General features: G+C 60.3%; 21 protein-coding genes. 9 read left to right on the forward strand and 12 right to left on the reverse strand.

What is annotated here, in order from left to right; translation table 11 throughout:
- Positions 1–107 precede the first annotated feature (107 nt).
- The 3 genes from C1722_RS13760 to C1722_RS13770 all read right to left on the reverse strand — a co-directional run bounded on the left by C1722_RS13760 (position 108) and on the right by C1722_RS13770 (position 3,188).
- Entirely contained in the window at positions 108–887 is a 780-nt protein-coding gene (locus C1722_RS13760) for a DUF3307 domain-containing protein (protein ID WP_102379942.1), read from the reverse strand.
- 6 nt (positions 888–893) lie between these two features.
- Positions 894–1,790, reverse strand: coding sequence for a SatD family protein (locus tag C1722_RS13765; protein ID WP_102379943.1), 897 nt, complete (start codon positions 1,788–1,790; stop codon positions 894–896).
- 165 nt (positions 1,791–1,955) lie between these two features.
- The gene (locus C1722_RS13770) at positions 1,956–3,188 is read right to left on the reverse strand and encodes an MFS transporter (protein ID WP_244902584.1); all 1,233 of its coding nucleotides are present in this window, start codon (positions 3,186–3,188) and stop codon (positions 1,956–1,958) included.
- Between the two features lie 111 nt (positions 3,189–3,299).
- On the opposite strand from C1722_RS13770, the gene C1722_RS13775 reads away from it, so the two are divergent.
- Together C1722_RS13775 and C1722_RS13780 are read left to right on the forward strand one after the other, a co-directional pair.
- Positions 3,300–4,262 (forward strand): peptidase, encoded by a 963-nt coding sequence (locus tag C1722_RS13775; RefSeq protein ID WP_102380401.1) that lies wholly within the window; start codon positions 3,300–3,302, stop codon positions 4,260–4,262.
- A gap of 4 nt (positions 4,263–4,266) precedes the next feature.
- Positions 4,267–5,193: a trimeric intracellular cation channel family protein gene (locus tag C1722_RS13780; RefSeq protein WP_102379944.1), complete on the forward strand. Its 927-nt coding sequence runs from the start codon at positions 4,267–4,269 to the stop codon at positions 5,191–5,193.
- A 75-nt stretch (positions 5,194–5,268) separates the two neighbouring features.
- On the opposite strand, the gene C1722_RS13785 is transcribed toward C1722_RS13780, so the two are convergent.
- The 5 genes from C1722_RS13785 to recJ form a co-directional block, all read right to left on the reverse strand.
- Positions 5,269–5,904 carry a DUF47 domain-containing protein gene (locus C1722_RS13785; RefSeq protein WP_102379945.1) on the reverse strand — a complete coding sequence of 212 codons (636 nt, stop codon included), beginning with the start codon at positions 5,902–5,904 and terminating at the stop codon, positions 5,269–5,271.
- Positions 5,905–5,914: 10 nt separating this feature from the next.
- Complete coding sequence (locus C1722_RS13790; RefSeq protein WP_102379946.1) at positions 5,915–6,967, reverse strand: inorganic phosphate transporter; 1,053 nt, start codon at positions 6,965–6,967, stop codon at positions 5,915–5,917.
- A gap of 292 nt (positions 6,968–7,259) precedes the next feature.
- On the reverse strand, positions 7,260–7,916 hold the full coding sequence (locus C1722_RS13795; protein ID WP_102379947.1) for an MBL fold metallo-hydrolase: 657 nt from the start codon (positions 7,914–7,916) through the stop codon (positions 7,260–7,262).
- Between the two features lie 2 nt (positions 7,917–7,918).
- Entirely contained in the window at positions 7,919–10,471 is a 2,553-nt protein-coding gene (locus tag C1722_RS13800; protein WP_102380402.1) for a RelA/SpoT family protein, read from the reverse strand.
- A 15-nt stretch (positions 10,472–10,486) separates the two neighbouring features.
- Positions 10,487–13,828 carry a single-stranded-DNA-specific exonuclease RecJ gene (gene recJ, locus C1722_RS13805; RefSeq protein WP_102379948.1) on the reverse strand — a complete coding sequence of 1,114 codons (3,342 nt, stop codon included), beginning with the start codon at positions 13,826–13,828 and terminating at the stop codon, positions 10,487–10,489.
- A gap of 609 nt (positions 13,829–14,437) precedes the next feature.
- Between recJ and C1722_RS13810 the strand changes: the two genes are divergently transcribed.
- The 3 genes from C1722_RS13810 to C1722_RS13820 all read left to right on the forward strand — a co-directional run bounded on the left by C1722_RS13810 (position 14,438) and on the right by C1722_RS13820 (position 17,674).
- A complete protein-coding gene (locus tag C1722_RS13810; RefSeq protein ID WP_342352772.1) occupies positions 14,438–15,544 on the forward strand; it encodes a helix-turn-helix domain-containing protein in 1,107 nt (368 codons plus the stop codon).
- Positions 15,545–15,734: 190 nt separating this feature from the next.
- The gene (gene thrC, locus C1722_RS13815; RefSeq protein ID WP_102379949.1) at positions 15,735–17,282 is read left to right on the forward strand and encodes a threonine synthase; all 1,548 of its coding nucleotides are present in this window, start codon (positions 15,735–15,737) and stop codon (positions 17,280–17,282) included.
- 50 nt (positions 17,283–17,332) lie between these two features.
- Complete coding sequence (locus C1722_RS13820; RefSeq protein ID WP_102379950.1) at positions 17,333–17,674, forward strand: winged helix-turn-helix domain-containing protein; 342 nt, start codon at positions 17,333–17,335, stop codon at positions 17,672–17,674.
- On the opposite strand, the gene C1722_RS13825 is transcribed toward C1722_RS13820, so the two are convergent.
- Positions 17,671–18,384: a response regulator gene (locus tag C1722_RS13825; RefSeq protein ID WP_244902585.1), complete on the reverse strand. Its 714-nt coding sequence runs from the start codon at positions 18,382–18,384 to the stop codon at positions 17,671–17,673. The genes C1722_RS13820 and C1722_RS13825 overlap by 4 nt on opposite strands.
- A complete protein-coding gene (locus tag C1722_RS13830; protein ID WP_102379951.1) occupies positions 18,381–19,499 on the reverse strand; it encodes a sensor histidine kinase in 1,119 nt (372 codons plus the stop codon). Before C1722_RS13830 ends, C1722_RS13825 begins: the two co-directional genes overlap by 4 nt.
- Positions 19,500–19,774: 275 nt before the next feature.
- Here C1722_RS13830 and C1722_RS13835 point away from each other — a divergent pair, with 275 nt between their 5' ends.
- The 4 genes from C1722_RS13835 (at position 19,775) to C1722_RS13850 (ending at position 24,594) form a co-directional block, all read left to right on the forward strand.
- Positions 19,775–20,710 (forward strand): ABC transporter ATP-binding protein, encoded by a 936-nt coding sequence (locus C1722_RS13835; protein WP_102379952.1) that lies wholly within the window; start codon positions 19,775–19,777, stop codon positions 20,708–20,710.
- 9 nt (positions 20,711–20,719) lie between these two features.
- Positions 20,720–21,901 carry an ABC transporter permease gene (locus tag C1722_RS13840; protein WP_102379953.1) on the forward strand — a complete coding sequence of 394 codons (1,182 nt, stop codon included), beginning with the start codon at positions 20,720–20,722 and terminating at the stop codon, positions 21,899–21,901.
- Positions 21,888–23,117 carry an ABC transporter permease gene (locus C1722_RS13845; protein ID WP_102379954.1) on the forward strand — a complete coding sequence of 410 codons (1,230 nt, stop codon included), beginning with the start codon at positions 21,888–21,890 and terminating at the stop codon, positions 23,115–23,117. The genes C1722_RS13840 and C1722_RS13845 overlap by 14 nt, the downstream gene beginning before the upstream one ends.
- A gap of 166 nt (positions 23,118–23,283) precedes the next feature.
- Complete coding sequence (locus C1722_RS13850) at positions 23,284–24,594, forward strand: helix-turn-helix transcriptional regulator (RefSeq protein ID WP_102379955.1); 1,311 nt, start codon at positions 23,284–23,286, stop codon at positions 24,592–24,594.
- A 79-nt stretch (positions 24,595–24,673) separates the two neighbouring features.
- On the opposite strand, the gene C1722_RS13855 is transcribed toward C1722_RS13850, so the two are convergent.
- Positions 24,674–24,985, reverse strand: a complete 312-nt coding sequence (locus tag C1722_RS13855; protein ID WP_146040690.1) for a hypothetical protein — start codon at positions 24,983–24,985, stop codon at positions 24,674–24,676.
- On the reverse strand, positions 24,948–25,343 hold the full coding sequence (locus C1722_RS13860) for a DUF192 domain-containing protein (RefSeq protein WP_102379957.1): 396 nt from the start codon (positions 25,341–25,343) through the stop codon (positions 24,948–24,950). Before C1722_RS13860 ends, C1722_RS13855 begins: the two co-directional genes overlap by 38 nt.
- Positions 25,344–25,349: the final 6 nt, after the last annotated feature.

Consider the following 25,349-nt stretch of genomic DNA (forward strand, 5'->3'; position numbering starts at 1 on the left):
TACACTATAGCAAAAGAGCGCCAGCCAATCGTGCGAGGGCGCTTGATTACCGAACAATCATCAAGGCGAGCGGGCAACCCATCCACTAACCATCGAGCAATCCAAACTCAGGGCATCTGCCATGTAACCATGTTTTGGAAGAACAAGGTTGCAAGGATGGCTATAGCCGAGCTGGCCAACGTGCCTACCAGATAGCACTCCGCAAAGTCCTTGTCCTCGCTCAGCTTGTTGAACCGGGCGATGCTTTTCGCCGTAAGAACGAACGCGATGGCTCCGAACTGACCGTACATGGTCAAGACGACTACGATAGTGCGCTCGAGCACGCCGATCCATCTCCCGGCACGCTGTTCCGCGGCGCATGCATCATCCTCGGCAGAAACGCCGCATTCTCCGTCTTTCCGGACCGAGCTCAACAGATGCTGGATGGCAATCGATGCGGGTCGCCACGATACGAGAAGAGCCAACGCAATAGACAGCATAGCGGAGAGCGCTTCAGACCCAACAAGGTCCCGCGCCCACGAGAGGAGCCCGTCGGCCGACTGGTCCGAGTAAAAGCAAAGTACGGCGCCGAAGCACACGATTACGTGACAGACCTGATCGATGGAGAACAGCTTGAAAGATGACAGGATCTTCCGCTTTTCCAGCTCGACCTTTAGAAAATCCAGGGCTGCATGGGTAACAAAAAAGAGGAGACCTGCGATCAGGAAAGCTTCTGCTGGGAAAACAAGGGCGGAGAAGAGAGTAAGGCACAGCCCGTATGCAATGCAGTGGACAACCAGCAGGCTCCGCCTATCCTGCTTCCCCTGCGCAACCGTATTGGTTTGCACGTAGAAATCCGCGGCAACATGTCCGGCGAGTATGACAGCAAGCGCAATTCCAAAGCCCACAGCATCTCACCACTCTATCGATAGCTTGAGGGAATAGGCATAAGCTACAACTGCATTGCGCTCCTGGACGACCCTGCTCGAAGCAAGCTGGCGATCGATTCCCTGCCTCGTCATTCCCGTCAGATTCGAAAGGATAGAAGAGACTCCTTGTATATCCTTACCGTTGGGAAACGACGGACATCTATGCGCATCCCCGATCGGCTCAATTGCAACAGGATGAAAAGTAAGCGAGTCAATCATACGAGCCGTTTCCGTTATACCCTGCATGAGACCGGGCTTCGCCTGCGACTTGCGGCTCATCGATTCGCGAAGATCAAGTAGGTTCGCGAGGCTGCGCTCGATGTCGCGCACTCGATCCGTCCCGAAAAACGCCTCGTCGTTGGGAGAAGCACCGACGAGAGGAAACATCATCTCGATTATCAGCGCTGTATCGTTTTGCGCAGATGTTCGCATCTCGCTCATACCAGTCGAATGGTCCATAAGGACCGTCAGATACTCGTCGATGCGCCCATCGCCAACAAACACGACGTCGTACGGTTTATTCGATTTTGCTTCGTCGAGTGCGCGCCGTGCATGGTGGTAAGCGGAGCCATCCTGGCTAGGCGAGCTCTCGCCTTCAACGCGCACGCTCCAATCGCCAAAGCCAATGCCACCCCGGATGGTTTTCGCCCCGAGTATGAACGTAAGCATTCGATAATACAGAAACGGCGTCAGGGGGTCGCGAAACAAGCCTTGTATTTCATCGCCACCGCTGAAAACGACTCGCTTCTCGATTCCATAGGAGTAAAGGATGTTGAGATAGTCGAGAGAAGCAGAAAGGAGCCCTTGCAACCGACCGCGCGCGTCCGAAGTATACTTCTTCGACTTCTTAACATCTGCAATAAGAACAAAGTAAGGTTTCATGGGTCCTTCGCAACATAGCCGTGTACGTTTCCTACTATAGCAACAAAAAACGTTGTTTACAAGAAAAGCAACGTTTTTTGTTGCTTTTTAAAAAAGCAACGTTTTTTGTTGCGCGCTAGATGAACTCAAGACCCTTGCCCCGTCAAGGGAAGCGAACCCGATTGGCTACTTCCCCGCCTCCGGCATCCTCCACAAAAGGATGAAGCCCACCACGAACAGCACCGCGATCGAGAGAACACCGATCGAGGGATTACCCGTCAGCTGCGTGAACACCGAGACAAGCAGCGTACCCATGATGGCGGCGTACTTGCCGAAAATATCGAAGAACCCGTAGTACTCGTTGGCGTGCTCCTTGGGGATGAGCTTGCCGAACTCCGAGCGCGAAAGCGCTTGGATACCGCCTTGGAACAGGCCCACGCAGATTGCGAGGATCCAGAACTCGACGGCGCTCGTAAGAAAGAACGCCGCGAACAGCGTGATGCACAGATACGCGAACACGCCGACGAGCAGCATGCGTTTCGTTCCCACCTTGCCCGCAAGCCTTCCGTAGGCGATCGCCGAGGGGAAGGCGACGAACTGCGTGACGAGCAGCGCAAGCACGAGCTGGGTGGAATCGATGCCCAAATCGGTGCCGTAGCTCGTCGACATCTTGATGATGGTATGCACGCCGTCGATATAGAAGAAGAACGCGAGCATGAACAGACGCAGTTTCCTGTCTTTCACAATCTTTTTGAGCGTCGAGACCAGCCCCGAGAACGTATCCTTGATGATATGGGCGGTACGCTCCTTGAAATGGGTCTGATGGACGTTCCTGATAAGCGGAATGCTGAATGCCACCCACCACGCGGCCGTGATCAGAAACGCAATCTTCATGCCGAGCGCCATATCGATGCCGACGGCTCCTCCCCCAAGCACGATGGCCAACGAGAGGATGAACGGCACGCACGAACCGATGTAGCCCCACGCGTAACCCAGCGACGAAACCTCGTCGTAGCGATCATCGGTTGCCGCCGCATCGACGAGGAACGCATCGTAGAACACCATCGAGCCGTTGAGCATGACGGAAGCCACCACGTATACGATCAAGAACGGAAGAGCCGTAGTCGGAAGTCCGAGCGCAGCGAGCGCAACGGCACCGGTGCCCACGCACCCGACGAAAAACTTCTTCTTGTTGCCCCTCAGATCGGCGATGCTGCCGAGAATCGGCATGAGCAGCGCGAGCAGCAGCGAGGCGATCGTTTCCGCATAGCCCCACGCCACCACCACCGACGAGCCCGGCTCGGCGAGCGTCTGGAAGTACACGGGGATGAGCGCCGTTGCAAGCAAGACAAAAGCTGAGTTTCCCACATCGTACAAAACCCAGCTTTTCTCCTGCTTGGTCAGTTTTAGTCTGGCCACGTATGATCCTTTCAACAAGAGCGTAACGTGTACGTTTTCAACTGTACTCCAATTGTATATGATGGGAAGCGGCGCTTCAGTAAAATAAATGACAAGAATGCGAGGCGATTCATGCCGGCCATCATAACCCACGACCTGTTCGGTCAGGATGTCTACCATGAGCTTCATGCGTCGATCGGCGAGACGCGCGACGAGTACGAGGCGTTTCTTTTGGGCAACCAGGGACCCGACCCCCTGTTCTATACGGTGATAAGCCCGAGCCTGCGCGAGTTTCATCAGCTCGGCTCCACCATGCACAACGTCAAGCCCACCGAACTCATAGCCGCCTTCAAAGATTCGCTTTCGGTGCTCGCCGAAGACGAAGCGCCCATCGGACGCGCCTATGCGCTCGGCTTCCTCTGCCACTACACGCTCGATTCGTCGATGCATCCCCTCGTATTCGCCCAAGAGTACGCGGTCTGCGATGCGGGCGTCGACGGCCTTTCCCGCGACAACGGCCACGAGGTCCACGGCACGATCGAAAGCGAGTTCGACGAGATGGCCCTTTTCACGGTTCGCCATCAGACCATCGCTTCGTTCAATCCCTCGGTTGAAATCCTCAAGGCAAGCGATTTCGTACTCGATGCGATCTCGAAGATGTACGCCTTTGTTGCCATGACCGTGTACGGTCTGTTCATACCTTCGGATATGTTCGCCACCGCCGTGCGCAACTTCCGCTTCATCCAGGGCCTCTTCTACTCGCCGACCGGAAGCTTACGCGCCGTCATCGGTCGCGTCGAGGAGCTCGTCCGCCCCTATTCGTTCTACCGTTCGATGAGCCACCGCCCCGTCGAGATTACGGAAAGCCAGTTCGGCAACCACGAGCGCGCCGTTTGGGCAAACCCCTTCACCGGGGAGGAGAGCGATCTCGGATTCTGGGAGATATTCGCCGACGCCCAAGAAAAGGCGAAGTCCAACATCGCGTCGTTCGCCTCGAAGGATTTCGATCTCGAAGCTGCCCGCAGAATCACAGGCGACCTCGATTTCTCGGGCGAACCGACAAACGCAACGCTCGTCGTCGTAGACGACGAGTAGCGCCATGCTCGAAACCGTTCTTCCGGTCCCGTTCTGGCTCGAACTCGCCGCCGCATTGACTGGCGGCATTTCCGGTGCCATGAGCGCCGTGCGCGCCCGTTACGATATCTTCGGCACCGTCTGCATCGCCTGCACTTGCGGTCTGCTCGGCGGCGTGATCCGCGATGTGCTGCTCCAGAATTACGGCATCTACGCTTTCCAGAAACCGACGCTGATTCTCGCCTGCGCCATCGCGGGCGTCGTCGTGTTCTACTTCGGCAAGCTCGCCACCTACCTCGACCCCATCGTCGATCTGCTCGACAATATCTCGGTCGCCCTCTGGGCGGTGCTCAGCGTGGGCAAAGGACTTTCGGCGGGCCTCGATATCGTACCCTCGGTCATCCTCGGCACCGTAACCGCTGTGGGCGGCGGCATCATGCGCGACGTGTTCATGAATCGAGAACCCGAAGCCTTCCAGGCGGGCACCCTCTACGGTTCGGCCGCGCTTGTCGGATCGACCGCCTATGCGCTCATGAAACAGAATCACTGGCTCGAACAGTGGGCGCCTTTCGCCTGCGTGGCCCTCGTGCTCATCCTTCGCTACGCGTCGCTGTTCTTCGGATGGCGCACTTCGCCGCCGCGCGATTACTCCGATGTCGTCACGAGGGCCGTCTCGCGCCCCGTCAAGAGCGTAGCGCGCCGCGTCAGGCCGCCTAAGGGCAAGATCGAACGCGAGAAGGAAAAGGAGCTGCAGAAGAGCGGCCGGCTCATACGGTTGCGAAAGCACCGAGCGAATCCCGACCAACCGGTGCAGCCGAGCGATCCGAGCGATCGCATCTTCGTCAAGGACCTCTCCGAGATCCGCGACGAGGCCCCCGCCAAGCCGAAAGACCCCTTCGAGCCGCAAACGTCCGACCCCCGCAAAGCAAACGACCCGAAACGCGGCACATAGCCGAATTCCGGGTCGAACGGTGAACGGCTTCCGGGCGGCTCGGCGGACAAGACCGCTGCCGAGCGAAAGAGATCCTTACGAATTCTTGAGCATGATCGTGCGCATGGTATCGGCCGCATGCTCGCAGGCATCGGTAACCTTCTCCATGCGGGCGAACACCTGCGACCAGATGAGCACGCGCAGGGCGTTGTCGCGGTCCTTCGTGTGCAGTTCGCGGATGGTTGCCATATAGAACTCGTCGGCTTCCTCCTCGTAGCTGTTCACATCGATGATGGACTGCTTGAACGTCTTGGATTTCTTGAAGTCGCGGAAATCCTCCATCGCATGATCGAGCGCTTTGCAGCTCTTATTGATGAGCTGGGCGAACTCGAGCGCACGGTCGTGCATGAAGTGGATGTCGTACATGTAGAAGCGCTGGAGCACATCTTCGATGTAGTCGACGATATCGTCGAGGTATTGGGTGAGCGAGATGATGTCTTCACGCTCGATCGGCGTGATGAAGTCGGTGGCGATTGCCGTGTACATGTCGTGGCTGATCTCGTCGCCCTCATGCTCGATGTCCTGAGCGCGCGGCATGATGTCCTTGATGGCCTCCGCCGTCGTGAAGTTCTCGATGGCTTCGATAAGGAGTTCCGACTCCTTCACCGCAAGCGCCGTCTGGCGCTCGAACGCTTCGAAGTAGTCGAATTTCTTGTTCTTCTTCTTGCCCATTACCTGCTCCTTACACAATCATGAGGAATAGCTTGGCGACGATGAACCCTAGAAGGCCGCATCCCGGAAACGTCAGAACCCATGTTTTGACCATGTCGACTGCCACACCCCACTTGACCGCGCTCTTGCGCTTGGCAGCGCCCACGCCCATGATGGCCGTGGTCTTGGTGTGCGTCGTGGAAACCGGCAGACCGCCGAACGTCGATATGATGAGGCAGATCGTCGCGGCAAAGCTCGCGGCGAAGCCCTGGTACTTCTCCATCTTGACCATGTCGAGGCCAACGCTCTTGATGATCTTCTTGCCGCCGATCGCAGTACCGAGACCCATGTTGAGCGCGCAGAATATCATGAGCCACACGGGCAGGATCATCTGATCGGCCTGACCGATGCCAGTGGCCAGCGTGATGGCGAGCACGAACACGCCCATGAACTTCTGGCCGTCCTGCGCTCCGTGCATGAAAGCGACGCCCGCCCCTGCCGCGATCTGGGCCCACTTGAACACGTGATCGGATTTCTGCCGATCGGCCCCCGAACAGCACTTCGCGATAACCTTCGCGCACAACCAGCCGAGCCCGAATCCCATGAACGTCGAGAGCAGGATGCCGTAGATGACCTTCATCCATTCCGCCCCGTTGATGCCCGACAGACCGCCCTGAAGCGCGATAGCGGCGCCGGTCAATCCCGCAATAAGCGAGTGGCTCTGGCTTGTCGGAATGCCGAAGAACCACGCCACGGCACCCCATACGATAATGGCGACCATGGCCGCCATGAGCGCAATGAGCGCCGAATGGTGATCGCCGCCGAAATCGACCATATGGAAGATGGTGTTGGCAACCGCCGACGACACGAGCGTAATGACAAGCAGGCCGAAGAAGTTGCAGACCGCAGCCATGATGATGGCTGCTTTCGCCGACATGCACCGCGTGCCGACGACCGTCGCAATGGCGTTGGGAGCATCGGTAGCGCCGTTGACAACGATGACGCCGATGTTCAAAAGGGTTACCGCCACCAAGGCGGGGTTGGACATGAGCTCGGTGAGGAATACTCCCCATTCAATGACCACGTATGACCTTCCGACGATGCCGTAATCGCATCTGCGCACAGCGCAGACAAGGCATTAGTTTAACGTATATTTAACAAAGGAAAAGGCCGCGCACCCCGCTTTTTCGAGGGAATACAGCCTGTTGTGTAAAATTCTCGTAAAGTCGATGACCGCTTCGGTTTGCGTTACGCGGGAGCATGCGGTGCCATTCAGGCAGTCCGCAAGCCCCGCACGTCGCATGGAACCGTCTGCCGAAATAAAAAGAAGCCGGAACCCCAGACGGAGACCGGCTTCGCAATCATGGCTGAATCGTCTATGCGAACTGGGCGAACACACGCCTGCGCTCGGCGCCGATCGTCGTAAGATCGTTGTGACCCGGCAATACGAGCGTCTCGTCGGGAAGGACGGCGAGCCGTTTGAGCGATGCGCGCATATCGTCCATGCTGCCGCCCTCGAAATCGGTTCTGCCGATCGAAGCGCAGAACAGCGTGTCGCCCGAGATGAGCACGGGGCTTCCTTCGGGATTGTTTCCGAACCGCGGATCGATGAACAGGCACATACTCCCTTTGGTGTGACCGGGCGTCAGAACAACCTTCCACGCCATGGAGCCGATCTCGACGATGTCCCCGTCCTCGACTTTGGAATCGACCGGGCACGGCGGCATCTTCCTGCCGCTGCCAAGCGCCGGACTGCCGCTCTCGATCATCGGCGCATCGATGGCCGAGGCGATAACGGTTGCGCCCGTCGCCTCCCTGAGTTCGTTTGCGGCCCCCACGTGATCGTAATGGCCGTGCGTCAGAACGATGACATCGAGCTTGCGATTCCCCAACGCCTCGAGAATCTCGTCGGCATGGCAGCTCGGATCGACAACCAGCGTTGCCGTGCCGTCGCTGATGAGATAGGTGTTGTTGGAAAGCATGCCCAGCACGAGAAACTCGATGTCGACGCAGCCCTTGTTCACCTTGTACATGGTTACTTCCCTTTCTTGCGGGACGTTTCGCCCGGCAGCATGCGCCGCGCGTCGAACACGCCCTCGACGCCGCGCAGCTTGGTCGTGATCTTATCGATGAAGGAGATATCGGATACCTGGAACAAAAAGCGCATCTCGACCATGCCGTCGCGATGGGATGCCGTCGTACACGAAAGCACGTTGGCTCCCATGTCGGCGAGGATCACCGTTACGTCGCGCAGCAGGTTCATGCGGTCGAGCGCCTCGATGAACACCTCGACCTTGTACGATGCGTTCTGCGTAGGCGCATTCTCCCACGATACTTCGATGATGCGCTCGGGATGCTGCATGAGATCCACGGCGTTCGGGCAATCGGCGCGATGTACCGACACGCCGCGCCCGCGCGTGACGAACCCGAGGATGTCGTCTCCGGGCACCGGGTTGCAGCAGCGCGACAAGCGCACGAGCACATCGTCGATGCCCTTCACCACGATGCCGTTGGAAGTATGGGCCTCGTGCTTCTTGGGGCGCTTCACGCTGGTGAGCATCGGCGGAAGCTTGCCTGTCGATATCTCAGACGATCCGAGGCCCGGCGTCTCCGCATCCTTCTCGGCACGGTCGACGAGGATCTTCAGCAGACGATTGGCCACATGGGTGGCGCTTTCCTTGCCCGTGCCGATCTGGACGAGCATATCGTCGGAATCGTTGTAGCCCAGATGCTCGGACACCGTCTTGATAGCGCGCATGCTCTGAGCGCTTGAAATGCCAAGGCCGTGCTTGCGCATCTCGCGCGTCAGCCGATCGCGGCCGGTCTGCAGGTCGTCGGAGCGGCTCACCCGCGAAAAGTACGAGCGGATCTTGCTGCGCGCCGACGGCGTCTTGACGACGTTGAGCCAGTCGCGCGAGGGGCTTGCGCTCTTCTGGGTGAGAATCTCCACGCGATCACCGAGTTGCAGTTCGTAGGTCAAAGGCACGATGGAGCCGTTGACCTTTGCGCCCACGCAGTGGTTGCCCACTTCGGTGTGGATCGCATAGGCGAAATCGACCGGCGTCGATCCGGCACGCAGACTCATGACCTCGCCCTTCGGCGTGAACACGAACACCTCGTTGGGAGCCAGGTCGACTTTGAGCGATTTGAGGAACTCGCGCGAGTCCTTCGTCTCGTCTTGCCAGTCGACCATTTGGCGCAGCCAGGCGAGCTGCTGGTCGAGCCCCATATCGCCCTTGCCGCCCTTTTCCTTGTAGCGCCAGTGCGCAGCCACGCCGTATTCGCTCGTCCGGTGCATGTCCTCGGTGCGAATCTGCACTTCGAGCGGACGGCCGGCAGGGCCGATGACCGTCGTGTGGAGGCTCTGGTACATGTTGAATTTCGGCATGGCAATGTAATCTTTGAAACGCCCCGGCATCGGATGCCACAGCGTATGCACGGCGCCGAGCGCCGAGTAGCAGTCCTTCACCGACTTCACAATCACCCGCACGGCGATGAGGTCGTATATCTCGGAGAAACCCTTGCCCTTCTTCGTCATCTTCTGGTAGATCGAGTACAGGTGCTTCGGGCGCCCCATGATCTGCGACTGGACGCCCACCTTGTCGAGCTCCTCGTGTAGGATGTCGATGATCTGCTCGAGGTAGTTCTCGCGCTCCTCGCGGCTTTCGGTGACCATGCGAGAAACCTGCTTGAACTTGTTGGGCTCCAGATAGTAGAACGCGAGATCCTCAAGCTCCCATTTGATGGAATTGATGCCGAGGCGATGCGCGATCGGCGCATAGATCTCAAGCGTTTCGCGCGATTTGAAAATGCGGCGATCCTCCTTGAGCGCCGAGAGCGTGCGCATGTTGTGCAGGCGGTCGGCGAGCTTGATGACGATGACGCGGATATCCTTGTTCATGGCGACGAACATCTTGCGAATGGTCTGGGCCTGCTCGTCGGACAGGCTTTCCACCTCGATGCGGGTGATCTTGGTCACGCCGTCGACCAGCTGGGCGATCTGGGGGTTGAACTCCTCGGCCACCTGCTCGCTTGTCACCTTGGTATCCTCGACGGTATCGTGCAAAAGCGCCGCGCAGATGGACTCGACGTCCATGCGCAGATCGGCGAGGATGATGGCCACCTCAACCGGATGGGCGATGAACGGCTCGCCACTTTTGCGGCATTGCCCCGCATGGGCGTCGCGCGCGAACAGAAACGCCTTCTCGAGCATCTCCTCATCGGGCTCGTTCATGTAGGCAGACGTCTGACGTTGCAGCTCGGAGAACCGCATCTCGGGCGTTTCGATACGCGGGCGCGAAGCCTTCGCCTCGGGCGCGAAGCTCTTCTCGGTTGCCCGAGCGCGACCGAGAAGCTCTTCGTCGGATTCCTCCGCGTGCGCCTTTCCCGTCTTGGCGGATTCGCCTATCAGCTCTTCTTTTGTCTTGCGGGCCTTTCTCTTACCCTTTTCGGGTTGCTCTTCGGGCGAACCGACGGCTTCGCTTATGCTTTCGCCGCCTTCGGGAACCGCATGTATCGTGGTCGGCACCACGACGTCTCTCGCCGCGGCACGACCCGCGCGGCTTTCGCCCCGCTCGGATTGCTCCATGCGCACCACCCCTGTCTATCGATTAGCGCGATCGGGGAGGATCGGTCCCGATACGCGCGTGTGCAGTTTTTCTCTTTGGCTCTTTATAGCCCATTCCTTGAAAGATTGGAATATCTCGCGTTCGCCGAGGCCCTCGCGGTACCTCACGCTGTCGGTGAGCTCCACTTTGCTGTCGGTGGCGCGCACGTGGATCGATCGCATCGATTCGCCCGAGACGAACGCGGTGTGAGTTTCGACAAGACCGAGCTCCCGGAACACCGTCACGCCGCACGCGGCCGACGCCGGGCTCACCGCACCATGCTGGTTAGCGCTCGCAACGGCCGCAAGGTCGGCGTTGCTCGCGGTGAAATACTTTTCGGCGCTCTCCTTCTGCATGCGCCTCAACTCGCGGTACACCTGGGCGAGGCAGTCGTGATCGGGCGTCGTATCGCGCAGGATCTGCTCGTTGATCGCCGCATCGCCGCGACCGTACAGAAGATGGATGACCGCCGGCCTGCCGTCGCGTCCCGCGCGGCCGCTCATCTGGTTGAACTCGATCTCGTTGAACGGCATGTGGAAGAGCACCACATGCCGGATGTTGGGTATGTTCACGCCTTCGCCGAATGCGGAGGTCGCCACGAGCACGGCGAGCGCATCGGTTCTGAACAGCTCTTCGATCCGCTTGCGGTCGGCGCGGGTCAAACCCGCGTTGTAGAACCCGACGAGCGGCGCCATGTGGGGAACGAGCTTGCGCAGCGCACGGGCAAGCGCGACCGATTGCTCGCGCGAGTTGACGTAGATGACCGTCTTCTCGCCGCTCGCGATGAGATTCGCAAGGTAGCTCTCGCGATTCTTGAGGTTGCGCTGATCGTCGACTTCGAGGTTGCAGCGGCGTGTATCGTCGAGAACGGTGCGTTCGATGCCGAGCGTCGAGACGATGGCATCGGCCATCTCGGCATCCGCCGTTGCCGTGAGCGCGAGTACCACAGGCTCGCCGAGCTTCGCGATCGACGACCCGATCGACGCATACGCAACACGTTGGCCGGCTTTCGCCATGCCGATGTGATGGGCTTCGTCAACCACCACGAACCCGATGCGACGCGCACGGGCGAACTCGTCGGCATGGAAGGCGAGGAACTCGGGCGTCGTGAGCACGATGTCGCACGAACCTTCGCTCAGGGTCTCGAACGTCTGACGGCGCTCCTCGGGCGTGTTCTCCCCGGTGAGCACCGCGCTCGCAATGCCGAACGCTTCGAGCGTCTCGTTGATATGGAACGCCTGATCGGCGATCAGCGCACGCAACGGGTACACGAACAGGCTCGTCCCGCCTCGCAGCAACGCCTCGCAGGCGGCATGGACCTGGAAGGTAAGCGATTTGCCGCGGCCCGTCGCCATGACGGCGAGCGTGGATGCACCCTGAGAGAGCGCCTCGAGCACCTCGCGCTGCGACTGGTGCAAACTGCCGTCGCCGATAAGCGCCTGGACGATGGCAGCCTGAAGCACATCGGGGTCCTCGGCGGCTTTCCGCTCCCAGAACTGCCGGTTCTTCTCGCGCTCGGCCTCGTACGCCTCGATCGCCTCGGCGCTTTCCTGGCAGTCGGAGCATATCTCCGCATCGCTCGTAGCGTACAGATCGCCGACGAAGCTCACGTTTTCGGGATTGAGGCACGCCTCGAGTCCCGCGCAAGCGCGGGCGGGAGCAATCGAGGAGAGCATGGCTTTCACCGTACGCCTGCCCCGCCACTCGTCTATCTGCACCTCAAACGCTGCGTTGACTACGCTGTCGCAGTGCATGAGGGTTTCGAGGTCGGAGCAATGGAACATGATGCCCGCAACCGTATGCTTGCCGTCTGAAAGCTGGCAGGAGAAGTGGTTCTTCTCGGCCCCCACCGCACGGCAGCCCGCGAGCGTAACGTCGCGGGCGAGGTAGCGAGGAACCGGATTCTCCTGCCCGAAGGGGGCAAGCCGAGAGAGCTCCGCCACGTTTTCGAGCGTAAGCTCCGATAGATCGACGCACGCATCGATCTCGATGCGGGGGTGGAAGCTGTCGGGCGGAAGCTCGTCGAGATGCGCGCACAAACGCTCGGTGAATTCGGGAAGCTTGTCGGCCGGAAGCGTCACGCCGACGGCGGCTTCGTGGCCACCGAAGCGAATGAGCAGATCGGATAGACCTTCGACCGCCTTGAACAGGTTCACCTGCCCTACGCTGCGGCCCGAACCGCGCGCCTCGTCGCCATCGATTGTGAAGAGGAGCGCCGGCACGCCGTACGTGTTCACGAGCCTGCTCGCCACGATGCCCTTCACGCCTTCGTGCCAGCCGTCGCCCGACACCACGAGCGCGCGCTGCCCGTGATAGAGCTCGGCGGCTTGCACCTTCGCGATTTCGGACAGCTCCGCCTCGATGGTGCGGCGCGTATCGTTGATGGTTTCGAGCTCGGCGGCTTTTCTGCTCGCCTCCTCGAAGTCGTCGGAGAGCAGAAGGTCGAGGGCCGCCTGCGCGTCGCCCATGCGCCCCGCCGCGTTCAGCCTCGGGATGATCGAGAAGCTCATGTTGGTCGCGGTGAGTTCCTTGTCGGAAACGCCTGCGGATGCAAGCAGCGCCGCAATGCAGGGCCTGGGAGCCTTGTTCATGCGGGCGAGGCCGTCGGCTACAAGCGCGCGATTCTCCGAGAGCATCGGCATGAGATCTGCTACGGTGCCGAGCGTGGCGAGATCGGTGTATTCGCGCCACAGATGCGGCTTGCCCAAACGCCCGCCGAGCACCTGCACGAGCTTGAGGGCGACGCCCACGCCCGCCAGAATCGAACTCGGGCAATCGGGTCCGCATTTCGGATCGGCCACCGGCACGCCTTGCGGAACAAGATCGGCCGGTTCGTGGTGATCGGTGATCGCCAAGCCCACGCCGGCTGCCTTAATGAGCTCCGCTTCGTTCTTCGAGGCGATGCCGCAGTCGACGGTGACGATGAAATCGGGCGAGAGCTTTTTAATGCGCTCGAATGCCTCCGCCGACAGACCGTACCCCTCGTCGAACCTGAGCGGAATGAACGGCGTCACGCGGCCGCCGAGATCGCGTAGGCCCCGCGTGAGCGTGGCGGTTGCCGAGATGCCGTCGAGATCGAAATCGCCGAACACGATGATGTGCTTGTCTTGCTTGATGCACGCTTCGAGCGCATCGGCTACATCGGACAAACCGGGGATGGTGTACGGATCGAGCCAGTCGCGCTCAAGCGAGGGCGAGAGGAATTCCCGCGCGGCCGCGGGGGTGTCGATCCCGCGGGCAACGAGCGTAGCGGCTACGAAATGCGGCAAGCCGAGATCTTGCTGCAAAAGAGCAACGGCGGCAGGATTTGCCGCCAGAATGTTGAACTGGGCTGACATGTGTATCGATACCTTACGTGCGAGTCGTCTGCTTTCAAAATCATTGTCGCACAAACCTGTTGCCATGTCATGGAGGAAACGGCGGATACACCCGCGCGAAAACCACGCGATTCTCTGTGGGCTCCCTTCCGGGGCACGGCCATGTCCGCCAACCGCCTCCGTGCGAAGCTTTTCCACGCTTTTCGCCGTCCGAACGATTTCCCGTCAGGCGTTTTGCCAGCAGAAATCATCGGGGAGCAAAAAAACCCGTCGCACGAAGGCGGTTGGCGGACTACGAGGGCGTACCCGAAAGAGGAATACAGCAGGCAACCGCGGGGCCGAAACCCGCCTTAAGCCTAGAACAGCGCTGGCGTTTACCGGGAAACGATCTTCGCAACCCGTTCGGGGCTTTCGCGTACCGAAACGAAGCAATCGGTTGATCCGTTATAAAATGCCTGATCAGAAGCTCCGCAACTTGAACGCGCGAAAAAAAGACCGAAACGCAACATCAGATTGCTGGGCGTTGCGGCGGCGCAACCGTATCGTTTGGAACGCCGAAGCGAGGTGCGCAGGGCCCGCGAACCTCGTGCATCGGATACAATACCACCAAACGCGAAAGGACCCGAACCCATGAGCTTTGCAGACAACCTCGTCTACATACGCCAGCATTACGGTGTCACCCAGGAAGCCCTCGCCGAGCAGCTCGGCGTTTCCCGTCAGACCATCTCGAAGTGGGAAGCCAACATCAACTTCCCCGAGACCGACAAGCTTCTTATGCTGTGCGACCTCTACAACACGAACCTCGACGATCTCATGCGCGGCAGCGTGCGCATCGCCAACGTGCACGACACCGAGCTCTACGATGTGCACATGAACCGCCATAGCAAAGCGATCGCCGCCATTCCGTTTTTCGTCTTACTGGGCGTCGGACTGCTCATCATGCTCGACGCGAGCGGCTTTCCCTCGAACCTTTCGACGGTCGTCATGTTCTTCTTCATCATCATCGCGACCGTCATCGGCATCGTCTCGGGACTCGGCCACACCGAATTCAAGCGCAAGCACGCCGGCATCGACCCGCGCTACGAGACCGACGTGCTCGATCGGTTCGGTCGCCGCTTCACGACGATGATCGCCATCGGCGTCGGACTGATCCTGCTCGACGTCATAGCGCTTATCGGCTTTTCGCCCGAGCACGGAGACATCGTCGACCTCGGCTTCACGACGTTCCACTTCGATCTGTTCATGGGACCGTTTCTGTTTGTTTTGGCAATCGCCGTCTACATACTCGTATACGCGGGCATGCAGAAGGAAAAATACGATCGCTCGGAGATCACCTACATCGCCAAAGACGGCACCGTCAAGCCGGGCGACCCCCGTGCGAAAACGGCAGCCGAGCTCAAGCGCGACCACATCCTCGGCTGCATCTGCGGCGCGATCATGATACTCGCCGTCATCGTATTCTTGGTATGGGGCTTCTTGCCGAGCTTGGGCGATTTCGCATCGAGTGGCTTCGACAAGTTCGAACTCAAGGAATACATCAGAAACGGCCACGGCGGCTTCGCCGTGAGCTGGATCGCGTTTCCCGTCGGCGGCCTTCTGTGCGCCGTCGTATGCGTCATCGGAAGCGCGCTGTTCAAGACGAACGACGAGCTTATCGCCGAGGCGCGCAAGGAAAACCCCTGGGTCAAAGTCGAAGGCGAAGAGCCCGCGGCGGGCGGGCGGGCCGACACGAAGTAGGCAACGGCGCAACGTCGCACGCCGCCGAACAGCCTGCGACGTTGCGCAGAATGCGCTTCGGACACTCGCATGGAGCAGCGCATCGGCCCTCATGCGTATTGCATGAAATCAACCTCCTTACGCAAGTCGGCTCATTTGGGTGCATAGTATACTGATGTGGCTTTTCGACACCGGCAGAAAGAATGCTCAGATGACTCAGAACCGCTACATCGATACGCGCGGGCTGTGCGACGCCCCCGTCCCCTTCACCGAAGCCGTCGTCAACGGGCTGGCCGAGGGAGGCGGGCTCTACGTACCCGAAAGCGTGCCGCACTTCACGCTCGACGAGATCGTTTCGATGGCGGAGCTCCCCTATGCCCAGAGGGCTGCGCGCATCTACCGGGCCTTCGACATCGACCTGGATGCCGAAACGATCGAAGAGCTTATGGCCCAGGCATACGGCGAGAACTTCGACGACGAGGATATCTGCCCCATCACCTCCCTCGACGCCTCGACGCATATGCTCGAACTGTGGCACGGCCCCACAAGCGCGTTCAAAGACATGGCGCTGCAGTGCCTGCCCCGCTTCTTCTCGGCGAGCGCAGCCGCGCTCAAAGATGCCGGCACTATCGACAACGATTTCCTCATCCTCGTTGCCACCTCGGGCGACACCGGCAAAGCCGCACTCGAGGGTTTCAAAGATCAAGCGGGTACGAACATTGCCGTCATGTACCCTCACGGCGGCGTAAGCGACATCCAATACAAGCAGATGGCCACCCAGGCGGGCGACAACGTTATGGTATGGGCGGTATGCGGCAACTTCGACGATTGCCAAACCGGCGCGAAAGCCGTCTTCGGCGACGGCCCGTTCGCCGAAAGCCTCATGGGAGAGCGGAAAATCGCCCTCTCGAGCGCCAACTCCATCAACTGGGGCAGGCTTCTGCCTCAGATCGTCTACTACGTTTCCAGCTACGCCGTCTTGGTCGGCTCGGGCAAGGTCGCCGCCGGTCAGCCGATCGACGTCTGCGTGCCCACCGGCAACTTCGGGAACATCCTCGCCGCATGGTACGCCAAGCAGATCGGTACGCCGATCGACATGCTCTTGTGCGCGAGCAACGAGAACCGCGTGCTCGCCGATTTCATCAACACCGGCACCTACGACATCTCCGAACGAGAATTCGTGCTCACGCCTTCGCCTTCGATGGACATCCTCGTGTCCTCGAACCTCGAGCGGCAGCTTTTCGAGCTGACGGGCCGCAGCGGCGAGGCCATTCGCTCGTGGATGGCCGACCTGCGCGATAAGCGCTCTTTCCGCATCGACGAGGAAACCTTCGCGAAGCTCCGCAGCGATTTTGCAGCCGATTCCATCGACAGCGCCGCCTGCTTCGCCGCCATCAAAGAGGTCTTCGAGCATCACAACTACCTGCTCGACCCGCATACGGCGGTGGCTTACCAGGCAGCGCAGAACCTTCGCGGCGAGAATCCGGTGCTCATTGCGAGCACGGCTCATTGGGCGAAGTTCGGCGAAAGCGTCTACCGCGCCATCCACGGCATCGCGCCGGGAGCCGCCCTTCCCGAAGAAGCGGCTTGCTTGAGCGGATGCGAACTCAACGAGCTTATCGCAAAAGAAACCGGCCTCGATTACATTCCGGCGAACCTTGCGAATCTCGACGAGACGGAAATCAGGTTTACGGATATAATCGACAGTGCGCCTGAAAGCATCGAGCAGGCAATCGTAAAGTTTCTTGATCAGCGGTAGCCAGCCCGTCGCTCGGCACAACCGCCCAAGACCGGATAGGCAGGTAACCTATGGCAGATCTGAGCGCTTTGAAGCCCGGCATTCGCCTGAGCATCGAAAACCCCTCATCGGAAAGCGGTTCGGTGTTCGGCCGAGGCATTGCGAACCTATGCTTAGGCGTTCGCGAGACCGGTTCGCTCAATGCAGCGGCAAAGGGCATGGGCATGGCGTACAGCAAAGCCTGGCGCATCATCAAGGAGACCGAAGCGGCGCTTGGGGTGCAGCTTCTCGATCGAGACGGCGCCCACGGCAGCACGCTCACCGAAGCGGGAGATAAGATTCTCGATGCGTACGTCGAGCTTGATTCCCGCATGAGCGAAATGGCCGAGAAAGCCCTCAAAGAGCTCCTCTAAGCATCTGCTTTCGATAAATCCCGATAGTAGTAAACGGCAAGCTGCGTTCTGTTCTTCAGATCGAGTTTCTGAAGGATGGCGCTCACGTGGTTGCGCACCGTTCCCTCGCCGATAAACAGCTCGGCCGCTATCATCTTGTTGTCGAATCCCTGGGCGATAAGCTCGATGATCTCGTACTCGCGATCGGAAAGACCGTGCGCCTTCGCGGCTTCGCGGCGCGTTTTTGCGACATCCCCATCCGCGTCTTCGGCATCCGACCCACTCTTTTCCCCCGCTTCGGCGCGCATCAGCGTATCCACCCTCCCGATGACCTCGCCGCCGAGTACGCTTTGGCCCGCTACGACCGAGCGAACCGCCGGCGCGATGTTCGCAACTTCCTGCTTGATCAGGTATCCGCGGGCACCCATGCGCAAAGCCTCGACGATGTACTCGTCGTCGGAGAACGTTGTGAGGAAAACGACTTTCGCATCGGGATGGCCGGCAAGGATCCCCCTCGCCGCCGCAAGCCCGTTCGTGCCCGACATCTGAATGTCCATCAACAGAACATCGGGAGCGAACTCGGAGAACAGCGCCGCAGCCTCGGCCCCGTCGGATCCGGTTGCGCACACCTCGATATCGCTCTGAGCTGAAAGGATCGTCGCAAGGGACGATCGCACGAACTCGTCGTCGTCCACGATGGCGACCCGAATCACCGTATCCCTGCCGTTCATGCCGTCTCCTTCGGTATCGTCGCGAAAATGCGAAAACCCTTGTCGTAATCGGTTCTGAACACGCCCCCAAGAGAGCGGGCGCGATCCTCCATCGTCTGCAGCCCGATACCGGGCCCTTTGCGCGCCTCGCCGTCAGGCACCTTTCCCGAAAAAGAATCGAAAGCGAGTCGCTTATCCGAAGCGCCGCCGTTGTCGTGCACGGTCAAACGCCAAAAGGCAGGGTACTCGATCACCGAGACGTGAACGCAATCGGCGTCGGAATGCTTGGCCGCATTGGCAAGCGATTCGCGCACGATGGCGATGAAGCAGTACCCGACCGCCGATGGCACGTCGTCGGCCTTGAAATCGAGGTCGACGGAAAGGGTGCGATCGCTTTTCGCAATGGAAGTGAGTTGAGTACGGAGATCGAGCGATTCGTCATGCAGATCGTGAACGCTTCGCCTCACCGTATCGAGCGCCTCGTGTAACGTCGATCCGACCTGTTCAAGCTCTTTCTTGATCTGCCCGTCTTCAGCATGCACCACCTGAAGCGCCTCGACCTGCAGCACCGAACGCGTCAGCAGGTGCCCGACGTTGTCGTGTATCTCGCGCGCAATGCGACTCCGCTCGTTGAGCGTGGCAAGGGTAACCTCATAGTCCTGCTTTTCTTGCAGATCGCGGTTCCTGAGCTCGAGCGCCATCGACGCTTCATGCAGTTCGTCGCGCAGCGCGAGGAACCGCATGCGCTCCTGCAGCCTTTGGGTCGTACGGTACGACAGAATGCATGCCACGCCCGAAGCGACGTAGACGAAGACGATCACGGGAATGGGAAGCGCATCGGCGGCCACAAGGGGGCTCACCGCCCAGCAGAGACGGACGATCCACGACTCGGCGCGCATGCAATCGTAAGCAATGAGAGGTATGAACAGGGAAAAGTCATGGACGAAAAGAGCGACGGCCAAATAGGCGACGAGCATCGCCGCGCGCACCCCGCGGGGCACAGCGGGCACTTCGTGCAGGCTGCTTATCGCAAGAGACGTTAACAAGCCGACCACCTGCGCCGCCTCGAACGGCATGAAGAACATCACCGCTACGCAGCCCACCAGCACGATCGTCTTATCCAGAAGCCTCTCCATGCGCCCATTGTATCCGAAACGGGAGCGGGACGGCGTGCGAATAGACGGCGCGGCGCAAGGCCGAGCATCCGCTGCAAGGCGGCCATGGCTCTTCCGTACTCGCATGCGAAACGTTCATCAGGCAAAAGCCTCGACCGTCGACGTCGGACGCCGGCGCGCCCGCACGGCGCAGCCAAGAAAGTCGTGACATTTGTCACGTCGTTCGATGACACCGCTCACTTCCAGGGCCGCAACGGAAAGCCGACAATGGAATCACACCTACAACAGGAGGACCCATGCATATCGTCGATGTCAACAACCTCGTGAAGCGCTACAAAGAAGTGGTCGCTTTGGATCATTTCGATCTCCATATCGAGCCAGGCGAAGTGTTCGGCCTGCTCGGGCCGAACGGCAGCGGCAAGACGACCGCTATCAACTGCATCCTGCAGCTGCTCACCTACGACAAAGGCGAGATCAAACTGTTCGGGGAAAAGATGACCCCCACCCGCTACGACCTCAAACGCAAGATCGGCATCGTGCCCCAAAACGTCGCCGTATTCGAAGAGCTGACCGTACGCGAGAACATCGATTACTTCTGCGCGCTCTATGTTGAGGACAAGCAGAAGCGCCGCTCGCTCGTCGACGAGGCGATCGAGTTCGTCGGCCTCGAGGACTACACGAAGTTCCGCCCGCGCAAGCTCTCGGGCGGCCTGCTCCGCCGCCTGAACATCGCTTGCGGCATCGCGCACAAGCCCGAGCTCATCTTCTTCGACGAGCCTACCGTAGCCGTCGACCCGCAAAGCCGAAACTCCATCCTCGAGGGCATCTTGCGCTTGAACCGCGAGGGATCGACCGTGGTGTACACGAGCCACTACATGGAGGAAGTCGAAGAAATATGCACGCGCATCATGATCATGGATCAGGGGCATGCGCTCGCAACGGGAACGAACGACGAACTCAAAGCAATGATCGGAACAGGCGAACGCATTCGCGTGGAAGTGAACGCCCTCGACGACGCGCTCCTCGGCACGGTGCGAGCGCTTCCGAACGTTCTCGGCGCAACGTTTGACGGCACGGCGCTCGAAGCAGCGTGCACCAACGGAACGCACAACGTCTCCGATGTGCTCGGCGTGCTCGCCACCGCGGGCGTTGCCACGGGGCGCATTTACGCAGAGCCGCCGACCTTGAACGACGTGTTCCTCGAGATCACCGGCAAAGCGCTCAGGGACTAGGAGAAAGCCATGTTCAACGTATTCAAAGGAGCGCTCATGGTGCTCACGCGCAAGCGGGAGCTCTTCATATGGTCGCTCGCCTTCCCCATCCTGCTTTCAACCATGTTCATGCTCATGTTCGCGAACCTCGATGACGCGACGGCGTTCGATCCGGTTGCAACCGCCGTGGTTACCGACGCCCATTACGACGAGGCGACGGCTTTCTCGAGCGTCATCGACGAATTGGGAGAAGAGGGCGACGATCAGCTGCTCGATATCCAAACGTTCGCCACCGTCGACGAAGCGCGAAACGCGCTCACGGCCGGCGAGGTGATCGGCATCGTTTCCGTCGAAGCGGACGGAACCCCGAAACTCGCCGTCTCTCCCGATTCGGGAGGCCTCGGCGTCGAGCAAATCGGGCGCACCATCTTAGACACCGTCATGAACACCTACGTGCGCAACGCCGATCTGCTCGCCTCCCTCGCCGCAGACAACCCGCTTGCGCTGGCCGACCCCGATCTTGTCGAAGAGGCTCTCACGCACGGCAATGCCACCGTGCAGGTATCGCTCACGCACTCAACACCCGTCCAATCGGTGCGCTACTACTATGCGCTTCTCGGCATGGCAGCGCTTTTCTGCGGACAGGTGGGCATGCTCGCCATCTGCGAAACGCAGCCGAACCTCACGCCCCTCGGTGCTCGCCGGGCGATCGGCGCGACGAGCCGCGGCAAAACGCTTGTGGCCACCTTGGCGGCAAGCTGGGCCATCTCGTTTGCGTGCCTTCTCGTGGCCTTCCTCTTCATCAGGTTCGTCGTAGGCGTTGATTTTGCAGGCCGCGAGGGGATGTGCGTGGTCGCCATTGCGGTCGCCGCCCTGTTCGCAACTTCGCTCGGCACCCTGCTCGGTTCGCTTCCGAAAGTGGGATTCGGCGTGAAAACAGGGTTGCTCACAGGCCTTACGTGCCTGCTCTCGCTCTTTGCGGGGCTCTACGGCGAACCGTGCATGGATCTTGCCGACCAGATCGCCCGCGAGGCCCCGGTGCTCGCCGCCGTCAATCCGGCAAAAGTTGTCACCGACGCGTTCTACAGCCTGTACTACTACGATTCGCTCGTCCCCTTCGCCGAGAAGGCGGGCATCCTCCTCGTCATGACCGTTGTGCTGTTCGCCGTATCCGCTCTGTTCGTAAGGAGGCAGCGCTATGCAAGCCTTTAAAGCCGCCCTGCGCATCGTTTTGAACCACCCCGTGTACCTGCTCGTCTACGTCGGCTTCCTGAGCTGCATGGGCGTATTCATTTCGGCGAGCATCAACTCGGGCGTTGCCGACGATGGAAGCTACACCGCCACGAAGGTGCCCATCGCCGTGGTCGACCGCGACCAGAGCGAGCTTTCCGAAAGCCTGACAGCGTACCTTGGCGAAACCGCGGAACTCGTTGACGTCGCCGACGACTCGTTTGCCATGCAGGACGCCGTCGCTACCGGCGAAGTGCGCTATCTGCTCGTCATCCCGCAAGGTTACGGCGAAGACTACCTCGAGGCTGCTCGCACGGGTGCCGTCGAACCGACGCTCGAATCAACGTACAGCTTCGGCACGATGGCGGGAACGCTGGTCGACGAGCAGGTGAACCAGTACCTGGGCCTCGTGCGGGCAACGGCAGCCCTCGAGCCGGATGCCTCGGTACCCTCGGTGCTCGCACGCGCCGACCAAGCAGCCGCCGAATCGGCCGATGTCGAAACGGTTCAGACGCCGAACGGGGCAAAACCGGCTGACCGCTTCGCTTTCTACCTGCAATGGGGGTCCTACACCATGACGGCCGCCATCGTCGTATGCGTCGGTTTGCTCATGAGCGCTTTCAACCGCACCGACGTGCACCGCCGCAACCTTATCGCACCGGTAAGCACCCTGCGCCTCGGCATGCAGAAAGCGGCGGCCTGCCTGCTCGTCACCCTTGCAGTATGGGCGATCACCTGCGGAATCGGCCTCGCTGCATTTGGCTCGTCGCTCGGGGGCGTGCCGCTGCCGGCCGTCGCGCTCGTACTCGCGACCGCACTCGTGTTCTCGCTCGTTCCGCTCTCGATCGGATTCTTTCTCGGGCAGATCGGCGCAAGCGAGATGGTTGCCAACGCCGTCGGCAACATCGCCGGCATGGTGATCTCGTTTCTCGGCGGAGCTTGGATCAGCCTCGATCTGCTCGCACCCGAAGTGCAGACGCTTTCACGGTTCATCCCAACCTCTTGGTACACCGAAGCCATCGGGCAGGCAATCCACCTCACGGAAATCACCCCCGAGACCGTGCTCCCGATTCTCGGAAACATCGGCATCATCGCACTGTTCGCCATTGCGCTGTTCGCCGTCGGCCTCGCAGTCGGGCGATTGAACCTGCGCAGCGCTGAAGCCGGAGGCAACGCGGGCGCGAAGGCCGCGGCCTAGCGACCGGTTCGGTCGACGCTACGGCCCAACCGAACGCCCGCAAGAGATTGCAGCGCGAACCGAGGCGCAGGCGCCGCCCCGGTTCGCGTCGGGTATCGGCTATAATGGGCGAAGCCGTCGCGCACATTGCATCGGCTTCGCATGACGGACTATCCGAACGGACGCAATGAGGCAAGAGCTGGAACCCATAGTCGATGGCGCTTCGACCGACCTGTTTTCTGCTCCCGCAGAGCCATCCACAACCCCCGGCGGCGAATTCAGAGATGCGGTCGGCCCTGCGCGTTATCATGGTCTCGGGGTAGCGCGAAAAATCTGCATCGCCTGCTCGTTTACCGTAACCCTGCTTCTGCCCGCACTCTCGATAGCCACGCTCGTAACGGTCAAACCCATTCTCCCGGCTTCGGCTCAGCCAGTCGGAGCCTTAACGTTCGTGCTGGTGTTCGCCTACCTTATGGCCTGCCTTTTCGCCATCGGCGAGATAACCGCCCGCCCCCTAACCCCCCGTTCGCGCACCCGCAAGCCGCGAGTAAGCGTGTTTGCGGGCGGCGTGCTCTTGGCGATCGCGGCACCTGTTGCCGTAATAGCCGCCGCACCGCATGTTTCGCAGACGCTTTTGGCCAAAGGCCTGGTCTGCTTTCAAGCGGCATTGTGCGCCGGCGGCTTTGCGGCATGCCTGATCACCTCGGTGCGCCTGTACCGGGTTTCCGTCGAGCGCGCTGCCAAAACGGAACGTCACGCCAACTTGACCGCATCCTACGAATCGAACGCTGCCCCGCATGCCGCATCTCGGCCCGCCTTTTTTGTACGAAAGATCCAAAACGGCTTCGATCGAAGCACCGCCCGATCGCTCGTCGGCATCGGCCTCGTTTCGTGCGCAACCGGCATTGCCGCCATGTCGCTGTTCGCGCCGGCATGGCCAACCCATGTCGCTCTGTGCGTCATCGGTTTGGCGGCACTTGCCGTATCGGCTTTCCTCAGCGTGCTCATCGTGCGGGCGGACCGCTGGACGAGAATCGCCCTTGCGCAGTGGATCGGGCTTTTGATCGGGTTGAACATCGGCTACTTTACCCTGCTTGGAGGCCTCGTCGGCCGCCATCCCGAAACGATCGTTTCGGGATGCGCACTCGCAATGCTCGTCTGCGGCATACCGTGCCTGCTTGCCCATCCATCGGAAAAAGAGGTCTCGCTGCCAACCCTGTTCCCCCTTCCCGAGCCGATCGTTTCCGCTGAAGAATTCTGCGCAGAAGCCGCCGAAGCGTTCGGGCTCACCCCGCGCGAGGGGGAGACGCTGTTGCTCGTACTTGAAAACTACGATGCCCACGATATAGCCGACGAGTTCGGCATATCGCCTAAAACCGCAAAGTCCTACATACGCAAGGTATGCCGCAAAGTCGGATCGACCGACGTCGAAGGGCTTGTCGACGTGCTTGATGCATGGGACGCCGAGCGCGAGAACGAGGCGGAAAGCACCCGCTAGCAAAAGAGCCGGCCGAGCTGGAATCGCAACGCTCGCCCACCATGCAGCGGCTGCCCGCAGGCGCATCGGACCCCGTCGGCTAAACGGCCTGGGCGTCGTCAACGGGAACCAGCATGATTTCCAGCCGATACGCTTTCGGGAGCCGCTCGGATGCGACATCGGCTGCGCCGGGTTTCACAGGCGGCTTCATCCCGCTTTCGCCGGATCCGCTTTCGCCGGCATCCCCATCCCTACCGCTCTCCCCCTCGTCAAACGGTTGAAGCACATCGCCCCCGATCGTAGCTTTCGACAAGGGGTTTCCAGAGCCCCTCCCATCGAAACGGTGCAGACAACCATAGCACACCTCCATATCGTCAAACGTCGTAGCCTTGCACACTGGACATTCTTTCACTTCGCTTCCTTTCTCGCTCTGCCGCCGCCAACGCGATCGTATCGCCCTGAGCGAACCATTCGTCGCAAGGATCATGTTGCCGCTCGATCGTCGCAAGCGCCCCCCGACACCCCGTCAAACGATTCGGGCCGATGGCGCGCACGGATCGCAGCACCTTGCCCGAACGATCGACGAAGGCGATGTCGAGCGAATAGGCCATCCCGAAGGTATGCACTCTGCGACAGGGTACGAGCAGCAGCGCCCCCTCAAAAGAGCGCGTGCCGAGCAAGCCTTTCGCCCGCGCCGCCATCGTGGCTGCAACCAGCACAGGCGAAACCCTGAAGCCGCCACTGCGCGCATCAGCCACCTCCTCATCCACTACGAA

Source organism: Raoultibacter timonensis, assembly GCF_900240215.1.
Lineage (GTDB): Bacteria > Actinomycetota > Coriobacteriia > Coriobacteriales > Eggerthellaceae > Raoultibacter > Raoultibacter timonensis.